This window comes from Agrobacterium vitis (genome assembly GCF_037039395.1).
Lineage (GTDB): Bacteria > Pseudomonadota > Alphaproteobacteria > Rhizobiales > Rhizobiaceae > Allorhizobium > Allorhizobium vitis_E.
Window position 1 is genome coordinate 333,649 of the sequence record NZ_CP146244.1, and the last position, 13,852, is coordinate 347,500.

Here is a 13,852-nt window from a genome sequence, read left to right on the forward strand (position 1 = left end):
TAATGTTATCGATAACATAAACAGGTTCAATAAATGTTGTCGAGATAAAAGTGGAGGATGCCATGTCGCTTGGTCTTTTCGATCTGACGGGGCGCCGCGCGTTGGTGACCGGGTCTTCGCAAGGCATTGGCTTTGCCTTGGCGCAAGGTTTGCGGGCGGCGGGCGCGACCGTCATCGTTAACGGACGCGATGAAGGCAAGCTTGCCGCAGCCGCCGCCCGGATCGGCGATGGCTGCGATATTCTGGCTTTCGACGTCACCGATCATCAGGCGTCGCGGGATGCCGTCGATGGCTTTGAGGCCACCAAAGGGCCGATCGATATTCTCGTCAACAATGCCGGCATGCAGTTTCGCGGCCCTCTGGAAGAATTTCCGGCTGACGCTTTCGAGCGGTTGCTGCGCACCAATATTTCCAGCGTCTTCAATGTCGGTCAGGCCGCCGCCCGCCATATGATCAAGCGCGGGGCTGGCAAGATCATCAACATTGCCAGTGTGCAGACAGCGTTGGCCCGGCCGTCGATTGCTCCTTACACGGCCACCAAGGGCGCGGTCGGCAATCTCACCAAGGGCATGGCGACCGATTGGGCGAAATATGGGCTGCAATGCAACGCCATTGCGCCCGGCTATTTCGATACGCCTCTGAATGCCGCGCTGGTTGCCGATCCTGATTTCTCCACATGGCTGGAAAAGCGCACGCCAGCCGGGCGCTGGGGCAAGGTTGAGGAACTGGTGGGAGCCTGCATCTTCCTGGCGTCTGGAGCCTCGTCCTTCGTCAACGGCCATGTTCTGTATGTCGATGGCGGCATCACCGCCTCGCTCTAGGAGCAATGCCGTGATGAAACTGGTACTTATGGGTGTCTCAGGCTGCGGTAAATCCTCCGTTGGTTTGGCATTGGCGGCGAGGCTTGGCGCGGTCTATATCGACGGCGACGACCTGCATCCGCCGCAAAACATTGCCCGAATGCAGGCGGGCATTCCGCTTGGTGACGCGGATCGATGGCCATGGCTGGATGCGGTCGGAACCCGACTTGCCGGGCAACAAGGCGTCACCATTATCGGTTGCTCGGCGTTGAAGCGGACTTACCGCGACAGGATCAGGGAAAAGGCCGGTGGATCTGTGCGTCTCGTCCATCTGGCTGGCAGCCATGCCGTGATTGCCAGACGGATTGCCGAGCGACCGGATCATTTCATGCCTGCCTCGCTGCTCGACAGCCAATTTGCAGCGCTTGAGCCGCCGCTTGCCGATGAACATGCGGTGACCGTCGATATCGATCAGCCGCTTGACAGTCTGGTCGCGGCGATTGTTTCGGCAATAGGGGAGGATTGATCATGACCAACACAGTGGCGCTGATCGGCGCGGGCGCTATGGGCGGGGCAATCGGCAGAAGACTGGTTGAAACCGGTAACCAGCTTACCGTCTTCGACCTCAATGCCGAAAAGGTAGCGGAGTTGACTGCGGTTGGTGCGTCATCCGCACAGACGGCGGCGGAGGCTGCGTCGCGCTCCGACTATGTTATTCTCAGTCTCAATGCGCCGCACATCATTCGCGCCGCCGTGTTTGGCAAGGACGGAGTGGCTGAAGGCGCAAGACCCGGCACCTTGATTATCGACATGTCCTCCATCGACCCGGAGGCAACCCGGCTCCTGGCCTCGGATGCGGAGGGCAAAGGTCTGCGCTGGGTCGATAGCCCGCTTTCCGGCGGGGCGCCCAAGGCGGCGATTGGTGAATTGACGCTGATGGCCGGCGGGGCAGAGCAGGACGTGGCCGATGCTCATCAGGTTTTGCAGCATGTCGCATCCAACTATACCCATATGGGGCCGGTGGGTGCTGGCCAAACCACCAAGCTGATCAATCAGGTGCTGTGTGGCCTGAATTTTTTGGCCGTGGCCGAGGCGACGCAACTGGCGCTGGATGCCGGGGTCGATGCCGCAAAAATTCCGCAGGCATTGAAGGGCGGACGTGCCGATAGCGCCATCCTTCAGGAATATATGCCGCGTTATGTCGCCAGGGATTATCGCCGCACAGGCCGGATCGACAATATGGTCAAGGACCTGAACGGCGCGCAGGATCTGGCACGGCGCACCAATACGGCCATGCCGCTGACGGCAGTCTGCACTGAGGTGCATCGTATGCTGACAGCAGCAGGCCTGGGTGGAGAAGACCAGGCCATGTTGATGGAATTTTTCACCGGAGCAAAAAGGGAGACCTCCTGATGATCACACGTTACGCCTTGTTTGAAGGTACGGTAAAGCCGGGGCAGACGGAGGCATTCCGCGCTGCTGTTCTCGAGACCATCTTGCCAAAATGGAAGCAGTTTCCAAAGGCGATGGATGTCAGAGTGTCCTTTGCCGAGGCCCGTGACGATGGCGCGCCGGAATTTCCGATGATCCTGGCGATCAACTATCCCGATCTGGAGGCGGTCGATGCCGCGCTGGCCAGCCCAGTTCGCACCGAAGCCCGTGCGGCAACCGAGGCTGTGCTTTCGCAGTTCTTCGATGGCCGCATCCATCATCACGTGACGGTTGCCAATGAATTTGCGCTCTGACCATTGGCGCGTCGGGTCCCCTCCCCTGTTTGGGGTGGGTTTGTTGGTTGGAAAAGCTTTTAGCTGGCTTTTATTCACCTTATAAACACAGTGTAATGCGCTGATAACCATAGCAGGGGCCATTGGGTGACTGATTTCCGCAAACCGCCAACCATGGCCGACATTGCCCGCGTCACGGGAGTGTCGCCGATGACGGTGTCGCGGGCCTTCAAGACCGATAGCCTGATCAGCAAGGAAACCCGAGATGCCATTCTGCAAGCGGCAGAAGATCTCGGCTATGTATTCGATTCCACTGCCTCCAATCTGAGATCGCAGCGTTCGGATTTTGTTGCGGTCACCATCCCCTCGATCAACATTGCCAATTTCGCCGATACGGTTGGCGGTCTTTCCGAGACGCTTGGCGCTTACAAGATGCAAATCCTGCTCGGTTATACCAATTACGATATGCAGGAAGAGGAGCGGCTGATCGAGCAATTGCTGCGTCGCAAGCCGCAGGCCATTGTAGTGACCGGTGGCAAGCATACGCCCCGGGCCCGCAAATTACTGGCCAATGCCCATATTCCAGTGATCGAAACCTGGGATGTGCCCTCCGAGCCGATTGGTCACTATGTCGGCTTTTCCAATGCCGGTGCGGTTTGCGCCATGGTCGATCATTTCGTTGCTGTCGGCTATCGGCGACTGGCCTTCATTGGTGGGGATGTCGGGCGAGACACACGCGGTAGCGATCGCCGCAACGGATTTATTGCCGCGATGAACCGCCATGGGCTCGATGCATCGCGGTTGATCGCCGCCGGTCCACCGCCGATCTCGATGCGCGAAGGCGCGAATGCCATGACGCGGCTGCTGGAAACGCTGCCCGATACCGAGGCGGTGATTTGCGTATCCGACCTGTCGGCATTCGGCGCCTTGACGGAATGTCAGCGGCGCGGCATCGCCGTGCCAGAGGGGATCGCCATTGCCGGGTTTGGCAATTATGAAATCGGCGCGATATCCGTGCCGACGATTACCACCATCAATGCCTTTTCCCGCGACATCGGCGAGAAGGCAGCACGGCTTATCCTGGATCTGCTCGACGGGCGGCCATTGGCTGGAAACATCACCATCACGCCCGAACTGATCCTGCGTGACAGCAGTCTGTAGAGGGTAAAGCCATGCGCCGGTGAAAGCGCATGGCGTGGTTTTCAGCTTATTTGTCCCAGATCTTCTTATAGGCATCCCGATAGCCATTGTCGGGATCGAAACTGTTTTTCGGGCCGCCATCGAATTCGACATTGTCGGCGGTTACCACATGCAGCGGAGACATATAGCCGGACCATTTTTCGCCGTTGAGGGCTCGGTTCAGCTCATCCACCAATTGCCAGCCTTGCAGGTTCAAGGGCTCGGCGACCGTCACTTTCTGGTACTGAGCGGCGCGGATGCGCTGATAGGCGGATTCGGAGCCATCCCCTGCTGCAACATTGATCGGTGCATCGGTTCCCCCCTTCCCTGCCGAGGCGAGCGATGGTCCCATGAAGTCGAAGTAAAGGTCGTTGATGGCCAGCGAATGGGTCCAGCTGTCGCCGTATTTCTGCAACAGCGAGGTCGTCAGCTGCGGCATGCGCTGCGAGGTTTCGGCAATCGGCGTATCGACATAGGCTAGAACCTTGCCGCCCAGCCGCTCGATTTCTTCCTTCATCTTGTCAGCCTTGGCGATGGCGATGGCATAGGTGGAGTCGGTAAAGATGATGACGCCGGGCTTGCCCTTGGCATCAACAAAGGCCCAGTTGGCGGCGGCTTTCGACACTTCCATGGCATCGGTGCTGATATTGGCGAACAGGCCGTTCTTCTCGTCCGGTCCGATGGTGGGGCCAGCATGCCAGGCGACCAGCGGTATTTTGGCGGCTTTCGCCTGTTCCAGCGCCGGTGCCTGTTCAACGGCATCGAAACCGTCGATGATGATGGCGTCGGGCCTCAAGGCCATGGCTTGGCCAAAGGCAGCGGTACGACCTCCAATCGAGCCTGCACCATCCAGCACCTTGACCTGCCAGCCGATGGCCTTGGCGGCTTCCTCGACGCCATTGCTGACACCCAGGATACCACCGTTTTTCAGATCGCCGGCGAGAACAACAATGGTTTTTCCCGGCTGTGGTTTCGGTGCGCTTTTGGGTCCGTCCCAAGTGGTGACCTTGCTGGCATATTTATCGACCACTGCCTTGGCTTCGGCCATCGGATCGGCCCAGGCGTGGCCCGCCGTGAGCAGTATCAAGGCGCCGGTTGCTTGCAGGATATGTCTGCGTTTCATGTCCATTCCTCCCTCTGGAAATTACTGAACTGGATGCTGTTATTGTTGTTTAGGTTGAGGCGTGCTGACTGGCGCCATGCGACCTGAAAGGCTGCGCCGTCGTTGGGCGTAGCCAGCAATGCCGATGGCGACGAGTAATGTGACGCCGTTAAACAATGGCTCGACATAGAAGGACCCGCCGATCTGCTGGATGCCGGCAATGCCGACGGCCAGGATAATCACGCCGATCATCGTGCCCCAGACATTGACGCGGCCAGGCCTGATAGTGGTGGACCCAAGAAAGGCGCCAACCAGGGCCGGGAGCAGATATTCCAAACCGACGCTGGCCTGGCCGATCCGCAGCTTTGAGGCGAGCAGTACGCCAGCCACCGCAGCAAGTGTGCCTGACGTGATAAAGGCACCGATAACGAAGCGGCGAACGGGAATACCGTTCAGCGCGGCGGCCTTTGGATTGGCACCGATGGCGTAGACGTAGCGTCCAAGCGGTGTGTATTCGAGTACCAGCCACATCACCACCGCCAGAACGAGAACATAGAGGCCGGTAATCGGCAGGCCAAAAACCATGGTGCCGTTCAGGCTGTAAAAACCTTGCGGCAACATGCCAACCATTTGGCGCCCGCCGGTATGCCAGAGCGCGATGGCGTAGAGCACGGTGCCTGTGCCGAGGGTAGCAATAAAGCTGTCGATCTTGGCGACTTCGACCAGGAGGCCATTAAGGAAGCCGGTAAAGGCGCCGAGTGCGATGACGACCAGCACCGCCACTGGCCAAGGCAGGCCGAACATGGTTTGCAGGCTAATGGCCAGCACGTGCCAGAGCACGATGCCATAGCCGATGGTGAGATCGATCCGTCCTGCTGCCATAGGGATCATGGCGGCCAGTGACAGAATGGCGATAATTGTCTTGTCGGAGATGATCGAGCGCAGGTTCAGAACTGTTGGAAAGGTCTGCGGCAAGAGAATGGAAAACAGCAGGATCAGCGCAGCGGTCAGAATGACCAGACCGTAGACCGGCAGCAGACGCTGGATTTTCTGTATTGTGCTCATGCCGGAAAGCTCGGCTCGCGTTGGCTCCAACGCGTTGGATTCGATGGATTGCATTGGTTCTCTCCCAGGTTCAGGCCGCATCCGAGGCGGAGGCTGCGGCGATCACCGCTTCTGTTGTCAGGTCCGGCCCGCTCAACTCTCGCAGAATCTGGCCGCGAGAAAATACCAGCGCCCGCTGGCAGATATGGGCGATTTCCTCAAAATCGGTGGAGACCACCAGGACGGCCAATCCGCCCGCGACGGCCTCGGCGATCAGGCGATAGATGTCGGCTTTGGCGCCGACATCGACACCGGCGGTCGGATCTTCGGCCACCAGCAGGCGACGACCTGTCGCCAGCCAGCGACCCACCACGACCTTTTGCTGGTTGCCGCCGGAAAGCGCTTCTATCGCAAGGCTCTGGTCGTTGGGCCGCAAGCCGACACGCGCGCCAATCGCATAAGCTTGGGCCGCTTCCTTGGCAGGGGTCAGAAAGGAAAGGAGACGGCGGCCCGAGGCGGCAGGATTGATGAAGGTGTTTTCCCGCAGGCTCAAGGACATGGCCACCGACTCTTCTGTTCGGTCGCGGGCGATCAATCCGACCCCGCTTGCCATGGCCGTTGAGGAATTGGTGAGATCGACAGAGCGGCCGGAAATCGTAACGGTGCCGGAGGCGGGCTCAGCGCCGAACAATGCGCGACCGACCAATTCATGACCCGCGCCGCGCAGGCCGACAAGTCCGAGCAATTCACCTTGGCGGATGTCGAAAGACACCGGCCCTGCCCCACGGCAGCCAAGCTCTCTGACGCTAACGATGGCGGGTCCTGCGGGACTTGTGCTCTTGGTGAAAAGTTGATCGGCTTTGCGTCCGACGATCATCCTGATCAATTCGTCAGGCGTTGTTTGGTTGACAGGCTTTTCACCGACGAGTTGTCCATCCCGCAGGACGGCGACGCGGTCGGCGATGCGGAAGATTTCGTCAAGGCGATGCGAGACATAGATCATTGCCACGCCGCGTTCTTTTAGCGGCCGGATTGCCGCGAATAGTTTTTCTACTTCGTCTTCCGGTAGGCTGGCGGTCGGCTCGTCCAATACCAGCACATCAGCTTCGACCGCGAGCGCACGGGCAATTGCGACCAGGGATTTTTCGGTACGTGTCAGGCTTTGAATTCGCGTTGAAGGATCGAAGTCACAGCCCACGAGAGCCAGGGCCGAGGCTGTACGCTTTTCGGTCGCCTTCCAATGGATAAGGCGATTGCGTATGGAATAGCCTTGAGCGAGACCGACATTTTCTGCGACGGTCATCCATTCGATCAAACCGAGATCCTGATGAATGAAGGCAACGGGCTGACGCTGGTTTGGCTTTGGAGGGCGATGGTTGTAGGGCTCGCCCCGAAATCTGATTTGGCCGAGATCCGGCTTGTAAATACCAGCGAGGGTCTTGATCAGGGTCGATTTGCCAGCGCCGTTTTCGCCAAGCAGTGCGAGGATTTCACCGGGTCGCAGGTCAAGCGAAACGTTTGACAGGGCGCGTGTTCCGCCGAAGGTTTTTGTGATCGCACAAAATTCCAGCAGTTTTTCGTCGACCATTGTTACTCCTCCCAAAGTCACAGACAATTACCGTATGTTATCGATAACATATCGTCAAGTGACGTCGTAAGAGCTCGTGCAAGTGGAAAACAAGGGTAAACTTATTTCGAGTTGTGTAATTATTTATGCAACTTACGCGATAACTTGGAGAGAGTCGTGGCTTGTGGAAGTGGAAGCCTGTTTTCTGAGGACACAGGAAGCAAGCGGTTAAAAAGAGGCGATGCTGTAGCCGACGAAGAATTCGTCGGTCATTCGGGCTTCACGAAATCTTTCTGGCTGTGTTCACCCTCTGGCTTTGGCTTGCATTGATTAAGCGTTCGGTTTTGAGAGGGACTGCTATATGAAGGGTGGTGCGATAGACTTTTGCTTGCGCTGACAGGCTTGCGCAGTTCATTTTCAATAAAGCTATTGGGAGAGAAAAGGTCGCCTCTATGAAGGTTGCCCTTAACCTGAAATTGATATCGTCAGTTGGTTTGCAAGGGCTCGTATTGTGCGCAAGAGGTGTTTGTGTGTTGCACGGTGAGGAACGTTGTGGGTGGAGGGCGATGATCTAAATAGACCTGGATCGTGCCTCTCTTGATTATTGTGGTCTTGATCGTTTGGCTAGCTCAGCGCCGTATTTTCCATCCCGGCGCCTTTGCCGCACTTCTTGCGATGACGTTTGTGTTTGAATGCGGTGGATGCTTCAATCTTATTGCTGAGTCCAGTCTAAACGATGCCGTGGATGGTTTCTTCTTTCCGGCCCACGCCCTCTCCTCACCCCTCCCTCGGGGCTTGTCGGCTATGGGTTGGAGTATCATGGTGAGAGCTGCTGATTTTTTCGCCATCAATTTTTTCGGGCTCGTTGCTTGTTGGTTGTCGAAAATCACAGCGACCTTCGCCTGTTTTTAAGCCGACGTTTTTCCGTCACTTGATTCCGCGGTTTGTTGGTTCGCTTATGCGAATGCGCCTCCAAGGATGGGCGGCCGTCGCGTGTGTGGAGCCGGAGCTGAGATTTCGATCGCATAAGGATACGGAAGGTCATTTGCGTTTTGGGCTGCGGAGGCAGCCTTAAGGAGGTGGCTTTTGCCCTGTTGACAGCTGTCAACGATAGAAGATGTGCGGCGTTGACAGCTGTCAACAGTGACAATCTGTCTGCCGTAACGGATCGGCGTCCGGTGCCTTAATGAAATAGGTGCCTCTGGTGAATTCTATTTAAGAAGATAGGACGTCAAAAGCCGATGCTCACTCCATGCGCTACGCACAGCCCTTCGAATGGGTGACACAGAGAATGTCGCGAATTAAAAAATGGTCAGGATGCGCGCAAAATTCACCACTTCTTTACTCCTGTCGGTGCATAACTCAGCCAAGCGCGAAATGTAGTGCGTACGCGCGGTTTTCTTCTGAGCATAAGCAGTAGGCTTTTACGCTCCAAAGGGTTGCCCCTTTTCTCCACGATAAAACATCCCTAGTTTTTTAAGGTCTGCCTCGACTTTGCCATGCGAATCGTGTCAGCGCACTGCTCCAATAAAAAACAGGAGTGGGTCCATGGCTCGTTTCGATCATGAAGATCAACTGGCCGATATTATGCGGCAATTTTTCGAAACACGTGATGCAGCGCGTGCCTTGCGGGTTCGCCTGGAAACTCAGCGGCGGGAAATGGGTGTGTCGGTCGCCGCGTTTTATGATCCTCGCAGCAATCCGGTCTATGCCGCAGATATTCTTCGCCATCTCGATTTGCGCCAAAACCAGGCGAACCTTCTTGAGGCTGCCGAAAGGAAAGTCACCGGTCAATCCTCACCGGAGACTGGTGACAAGCAAAACGAGATGATTGGTTTGCCTTTCTCTCTGGAGGATGAAAATCTCGGTACTGAATCGTAATCCAGATTGGCCGAAGCGATCCGCTTGGCCCCGCTGATCTGAAATCACATCATTGCGATCCGCGTCCCGTCTCGTGTGATTCAAGCTGCAACAGCATGGTGCGTGTGAAAACCGCGCCATGCTGTGCGCGCCGTCAGCGCACTTGGTCTGCGAAGAACACTTCCTCAATCCATAGCCGACCTGTTGGCAGGCAATCGGCTTTCCGTATCCCGCAACATGCATCTAAGATTTCGTTGCCGCTGTATCAGCGAAGAAAGCCAAGGAGGGGAGGGCTGCAAATCATTCTGCCGCTGTGACGGCGGGATCGTTTTAGCCCCAAGGGATCACAGCCGCCCAATGCAATTCAAGGGCTCCCAGTCATTGCATAATACATACATCAAGTCGGTTTATGCTCGCAGTGTGATGTAAGTCAAATTCCCCATCACTCAAACCGCACTGCTTTTTCACCGTCCCAAAGACGTAGAACCTATTACGGTGACGCCGGTTTTTTCATTCTTTTACCGTAATCATCGCCAAAAGATGTAGGCATGTGTTTTCCACCATTACCAAGTGAAAAGCGAAAATAGGCTTTTCATCCGGTGCCAATCGTGGCATAATAAGTGACTAAAGCAGGTCGGATGCTTAATCCTGTAGATTTTCGCAGTATGCCTGACGAAAGTTAAAGCCCTCTTCCCTTTCATTGTCTCCTTCGTGTAACGTAAATTCAATGCGTTACGTGATCGATTCATTGCCCTGGCAAAAGCTTGTTCAACCGCTCTCGGCGGCAGGTGAAGCATTTGTGCGTCTGGATGAGCGGGCTGCTCGTTCGGCTGTCGGAAGCGGATTGCGTGAACGAATGCATTATGCCGATGCCATTGCCTCGTTATGGGTAGATGGAGAATTGGTTCATATGGAGGATCTGGTCTTTCATGATGCCCGGATGGATACGCGCACGCCCACCCACGAACTGACCATTGCCCATCTGATTTTGCGCAGCCGTCGAGAGCTCGTTCAGCGTGAGCCTTCCTGGGCATTTAGCGATGTGGGTTTGCTGCGGCTTCGTGGCCGTGACCATTGGCTTTCGCAGAACATGACACTGCCCGTACCGCAGGCCATATCCGCGCCTGAGGAACTTGCTGCCGAAGGCAGCGTCGAAGATGCCTTTCAGGCAGAGCTGGATCGCTTCGATGCTGTTTTGAAGCGAAGTGAAACCGTGCTCGACGATGTCGGCAAGATGCGGTTGCGACCGCGTGCCGAAGATCCGCAGGCCGTGGTTTATGATCCGGATTGGAACGAGGAGGCACGGCTTGCAGAGTGGCAGACCCTGCTTGGCGATGTTCAGGCGCTTCCTCCCGTACTTGCCGCAGCCTGTCTGCTCGACGCCTGGCAAAGCCAGGAGGTCAGTGAGCATAGTCCCTGGCTTGGCCGTCTTTTGGCGGCAGCCTATCTGCAAAAGGCCGGAGTGGCGCAATTTCATCTTCCAGCACTATCGGTCGGACTGCGGGCTGTGCCGCGTGAACAGCGCCAGTCTCCCAACCGCACCCAGCGTCTGCTCGCCATTCTTGAGGCTTTCGAAAAGGGCGCCCAACTAGGCTTGAAGGAACATGACCGGCTGATATTGGCGCGGGGCAATCTGGAGCGGCGGGCCATTGGCAAACGCGGTTCGTCAAAGCTACCGGATCTGATTGATCTGGTCTTGTCGCGTCCGCTCGTATCGGCGGGCCTTGTCGTAAAATATCTCGACGTCACCCCGCAAGGAGCGCTTGGTCTGATCCGGCAATTGCCGCTACGCGAATTGACCGGACGAGGGCGTTATCGTGCCTGGGGAATCCTGTAATGATAAGGTGGAAAGTATATGCTGCAATGCAGCATATATAATACTACTAATCAGCTTTACAGCTCTCATATTTCTGCTTATGAATTTAAGCAGACGTCATGGAGGTGACGTTTTTTTTGGGAGGACATCCATGAATATGCTTTGCAAACTCGCGCTTGGCGTGAGCATGACGGCGCTTGCCTGCTCGTCAGCTGTCGCTGCCAATCTGACGGTTGGCTTCTCGCAGATCGGTTCGGAATCCGGTTGGCGCGCGGCGGAAACATCGGTCACCAAGATGGAAGCCGAAAAGCGCAAGATTACCTTGAAATTTGCCGATGCCCAGCAAAAGCAGGAAAACCAGATCAAGGCAATCCGTGGCTTTATTGCCCAGGGTGTCGATGCCATCCTGGTCGCGCCAGTTGTTGCAACCGGTTGGGAAGACGTGTTGAGCGAAGCCAAGGAAGCCAAGATTCCGGTGATCCTGCTGGACCGGGGTATCGATGCGCCAAAAGACCTCTATCTGACATCGGTCGCCTCCGATCAGGTCAAGGAAGGCAAGGTTGCCGGCGATTGGCTGGTAAAGTCGGTCGGAGACAAGCCCTGCAAAGTCGTCGAACTTCAGGGCACCGTTGGTTCCACACCGGCCATCAACCGCAAGAAGGGCTTTGAAGAAGCGATCAAGGGCCATTCCAATATCTCCATCATCCGCAGCCAGACCGGCGATTTCACCCGCGCCAAGGGCAAGGAAGTGATGGAAGGTTTCCTCAAGGCGGAAAATGGCGGCAAGGACATTTGCGCCATGTATGCTCATAATGATGACATGGCAGTCGGTGGTATCCAGGCGATCAAGGATGCCGGTCTGAAGCCGGGCAAGGATATCAAGGTCGTATCCATCGATGGCGTTCCGGATATTTTCCAGGCCATGGTGGCAGGTGAGGCCAATGCTTCTGTCGAACTGACACCGAACATGGCCGGTCCGGCATTTGACGCTCTTGCTGCGTACCTGAAGGATGGGAAGCAGCCGGAAAAATTCATCATCACGGAATCCAAGCTCTACACTCCTTCGGATGACCCAAAGGGTGAATACGAGCGCCGTAAGGGCTTGGGCTACTGATATCCAAACCAGACCGCGTCCGGCGCATACCTGCGCCGGACGCGGATTGCTCTTTATCGACAGGCATAGCCGGGTGAAACGATGACGATCAGCCAACAGGCGGTGCTGGCCGCGACGGCCATTACCAAGACATTCGGCGCCCATGTCGCCTTGCACAATATCGATATCGCCTTCCGTCCAGGTGAAGTCCATGCGCTGCTGGGCGAGAACGGCGCGGGCAAATCGACACTGATCAAGATCCTGACCGGCGCCTATACGCCTGATGGCGGGACAGTGCTCGTCGATGGCGCACCCATGAGTTTTTCCACTCCGCAGCAGGCCCAGGCCGCAGGCATTGGCACTGTTTATCAGGAGGTCAATCTCCTGACGAATATGACGGTGGCCGATAATCTCTTCATCGGTCGCCAGCCGCGCCGTTTTGGTTTGGTCGATCATCGCACCATGGAGCGTGAAGCGCGCCGTGTTCTTGCCAGCTACGGTCTCGATATCGACGTTCGCGCCGAATTGTCGACGTTTTCGGTCGCTGTACAACAGATCATCGCCATCGCCCGGGCCGTCGAACTTTCCGGTAAGGTCCTGATCCTTGACGAGCCGACGGCAAGCCTAGACCGTTCCGAAGTGCTGAAGCTTTTCGAAATTGTTCGAGGTCTGAAGGCGAGGGGGCTGGCCATCGTTTTCATCACCCATTTCCTGGATCAGGTCTTTGAGCTTTGCGACCATGCCACGGTATTGCGCAATGGAAAGCTGGTCGGCAGCCAGCCGATCGACACACTCAACCGGACAACCCTGGTCAGGATGATGCTGGGCAAGGACTTGTCCCTGCATCACGATGCCGTTGCCGGGATCGAGGCAGAGGTTGGGGAAAGCCTCATGCAATTTACCGGCTACGGGCTGGACGGCAAGGTGCAGCCCTTCACGCTCAACATCCATAAGGGTGAGGTGATCGGCGTGGCCGGATTGCTCGGGTCCGGGCGTACTGAAATGGCCCGGCTGATGTTTGGCATCGACTCCGCCGACAAGGGTGAGCTTACCCTGAATGGAGCGTCGTTCAAGATCCGCTCACCGCGCCAGGCCATCGATCTTGGCTTTGGTTTCTGCCCGGAGGATCGCAAGGCCGATGGCATTTTCGGGGATCTCTCGGTTCGGGAAAACATTATCATAGCCATGCAGGCCAAGCTCGGCTGGTTGCGCACGCTGAGCTATGACGAGCAGATGGAAATTGCCGGACAATTCATCGAGGCGCTGGACATTCGCACCGCTTCAGCCGAATTGCCGATCAAGCTTCTATCCGGCGGCAATCAACAGAAGGCTATTCTGGCCCGCTGGTTGGCAACCGATCCGCGCTTCCTGATCCTTGACGAGCCGACCCGCGGTATCGATGTCGGAGCGCATGCGGAAATCGTCCGGATGATCAGCCGTCTGCGGGAGGATGGTCTGGCGCTGATCGTCATTTCATCAGAGCTGGACGAGGTGGTGAGCTATTCATCGCGGATCGTCGTCATGCGCGACCGGGCCATGGTGGCCGAGTTGCATGGCGCTGATATTGCCCCTGACGTTATCGTTCAGACGATTGCCGCTCAATCCAACACGCCCCAATCCAACTTACCTGGTCAGCCTGCCCATTCCGAAGGCGCATTCTCATGAAA

13 protein-coding genes are annotated in these 13,852 nt (G+C 56.7%); 10 read left to right on the top strand and 3 right to left on the bottom strand.

All coding sequences use genetic code 11. The features are described 5' to 3' along the window. Window positions 1-62 precede the first annotated feature (62 nt). The 5 genes from V6582_RS22970 to V6582_RS22990 all read left to right on the top strand — a co-directional run bounded on the left by V6582_RS22970 (window position 63) and on the right by V6582_RS22990 (window position 3,685). Complete coding sequence (locus V6582_RS22970) at window positions 63-821, top strand: SDR family oxidoreductase (RefSeq protein WP_156632709.1); 759 nt, start codon at window positions 63-65, stop codon at window positions 819-821. A 13-nt stretch (window positions 822-834) separates the two neighbouring features. Next, window positions 835-1,326 (top strand): gluconokinase, encoded by a 492-nt coding sequence (locus V6582_RS22975; protein WP_234889743.1) that lies wholly within the window; start codon window positions 835-837, stop codon window positions 1,324-1,326. A 2-nt stretch (window positions 1,327-1,328) separates the two neighbouring features. After that, on the top strand, window positions 1,329-2,213 hold the full coding sequence (locus tag V6582_RS22980) for an NAD(P)-dependent oxidoreductase (RefSeq protein WP_156632711.1): 885 nt from the start codon (window positions 1,329-1,331) through the stop codon (window positions 2,211-2,213). Continuing rightward, window positions 2,213-2,545, top strand: a complete 333-nt coding sequence (locus V6582_RS22985; RefSeq protein ID WP_156632712.1) for a hypothetical protein — start codon at window positions 2,213-2,215, stop codon at window positions 2,543-2,545. The genes V6582_RS22980 and V6582_RS22985 overlap by 1 nt, the downstream gene beginning before the upstream one ends. Before the next feature lie 153 nt (window positions 2,546-2,698). Beyond that, a complete protein-coding gene (locus V6582_RS22990) occupies window positions 2,699-3,685 on the top strand; it encodes a substrate-binding domain-containing protein (RefSeq protein ID WP_156632766.1) in 987 nt (328 codons plus the stop codon). Between the two features lie 46 nt (window positions 3,686-3,731). Here V6582_RS22990 and V6582_RS22995 read toward each other — a convergent pair whose 3' ends face one another. The 3 genes from V6582_RS22995 to V6582_RS23005 are packed head-to-tail and all read right to left on the bottom strand — an operon-like array spanning window position 3,732 to window position 7,437. Then, entirely contained in the window at window positions 3,732-4,826 is a 1,095-nt protein-coding gene (locus tag V6582_RS22995; protein ID WP_156632713.1) for an ABC transporter substrate-binding protein, read from the bottom strand. A gap of 39 nt (window positions 4,827-4,865) precedes the next feature. Next, a complete protein-coding gene (locus V6582_RS23000; RefSeq protein WP_156632714.1) occupies window positions 4,866-5,924 on the bottom strand; it encodes an ABC transporter permease in 1,059 nt (352 codons plus the stop codon). Window positions 5,925-5,940: 16 nt separating this feature from the next. Next, the gene (locus tag V6582_RS23005; protein WP_156632715.1) at window positions 5,941-7,437 is read right to left on the bottom strand and encodes a sugar ABC transporter ATP-binding protein; all 1,497 of its coding nucleotides are present in this window, start codon (window positions 7,435-7,437) and stop codon (window positions 5,941-5,943) included. Window positions 7,438-8,013: 576 nt separating this feature from the next. On the opposite strand from V6582_RS23005, the gene V6582_RS23010 reads away from it, so the two are divergent. The 5 genes from V6582_RS23010 (at window position 8,014) to V6582_RS23030 (ending at window position 13,850) form a co-directional block, all read left to right on the top strand. Beyond that, window positions 8,014-8,328 (top strand): hypothetical protein, encoded by a 315-nt coding sequence (locus V6582_RS23010; RefSeq protein WP_156632716.1) that lies wholly within the window; start codon window positions 8,014-8,016, stop codon window positions 8,326-8,328. A 636-nt stretch (window positions 8,329-8,964) separates the two neighbouring features. Beyond that, complete coding sequence (locus tag V6582_RS23015; protein WP_156632717.1) at window positions 8,965-9,297, top strand: hypothetical protein; 333 nt, start codon at window positions 8,965-8,967, stop codon at window positions 9,295-9,297. Window positions 9,298-10,003: 706 nt separating this feature from the next. Continuing rightward, complete coding sequence (locus V6582_RS23020; RefSeq protein ID WP_156632718.1) at window positions 10,004-11,113, top strand: RHE_PE00001 family protein; 1,110 nt, start codon at window positions 10,004-10,006, stop codon at window positions 11,111-11,113. A gap of 136 nt (window positions 11,114-11,249) precedes the next feature. Beyond that, window positions 11,250-12,206, top strand: a complete 957-nt coding sequence (gene ytfQ / locus V6582_RS23025) for a galactofuranose ABC transporter, galactofuranose-binding protein YtfQ (RefSeq protein WP_156632767.1) — start codon at window positions 11,250-11,252, stop codon at window positions 12,204-12,206. A gap of 81 nt (window positions 12,207-12,287) precedes the next feature. Further along, on the top strand, window positions 12,288-13,850 hold the full coding sequence (locus V6582_RS23030; RefSeq protein WP_156632719.1) for a sugar ABC transporter ATP-binding protein: 1,563 nt from the start codon (window positions 12,288-12,290) through the stop codon (window positions 13,848-13,850). The last annotated feature ends 2 nt before the right edge of the window (window positions 13,851-13,852 follow it).

Excerpts from the sequence above, each read along its gene's own strand:
- V6582_RS22970 (WP_156632709.1), top strand. The coding sequence starts at position 63 with ATGTCGCTTGGTCTTTTCGATCTGACGGGGCGCCGCGCGTTGGTGACC.
- V6582_RS22975 (WP_234889743.1), top strand. The coding sequence starts at position 835 with ATGAAACTGGTACTTATGGGTGTCTCAGGCTGCGGTAAATCCTCCGTT.
- V6582_RS22980 (WP_156632711.1), top strand. The coding sequence starts at position 1,329 with ATGACCAACACAGTGGCGCTGATCGGCGCGGGCGCTATGGGCGGGGCA.
- V6582_RS22985 (WP_156632712.1), top strand. The coding sequence starts at position 2,213 with ATGATCACACGTTACGCCTTGTTTGAAGGTACGGTAAAGCCGGGGCAG.
- V6582_RS22990 (WP_156632766.1), top strand. The coding sequence starts at position 2,699 with ATGGCCGACATTGCCCGCGTCACGGGAGTGTCGCCGATGACGGTGTCG.
- V6582_RS22995 (WP_156632713.1), bottom strand. The coding sequence starts at position 4,826 with ATGAAACGCAGACATATCCTGCAAGCAACCGGCGCCTTGATACTGCTC.
- V6582_RS23000 (WP_156632714.1), bottom strand. The coding sequence starts at position 5,924 with ATGCAATCCATCGAATCCAACGCGTTGGAGCCAACGCGAGCCGAGCTT.
- V6582_RS23005 (WP_156632715.1), bottom strand. The coding sequence starts at position 7,437 with ATGGTCGACGAAAAACTGCTGGAATTTTGTGCGATCACAAAAACCTTC.
- V6582_RS23015 (WP_156632717.1), top strand. The coding sequence starts at position 8,965 with ATGGCTCGTTTCGATCATGAAGATCAACTGGCCGATATTATGCGGCAA.
- V6582_RS23020 (WP_156632718.1), top strand. The coding sequence starts at position 10,004 with ATGCGTTACGTGATCGATTCATTGCCCTGGCAAAAGCTTGTTCAACCG.
- ytfQ (WP_156632767.1), top strand. The coding sequence starts at position 11,250 with ATGCTTTGCAAACTCGCGCTTGGCGTGAGCATGACGGCGCTTGCCTGC.
- V6582_RS23030 (WP_156632719.1), top strand. The coding sequence starts at position 12,288 with ATGACGATCAGCCAACAGGCGGTGCTGGCCGCGACGGCCATTACCAAG.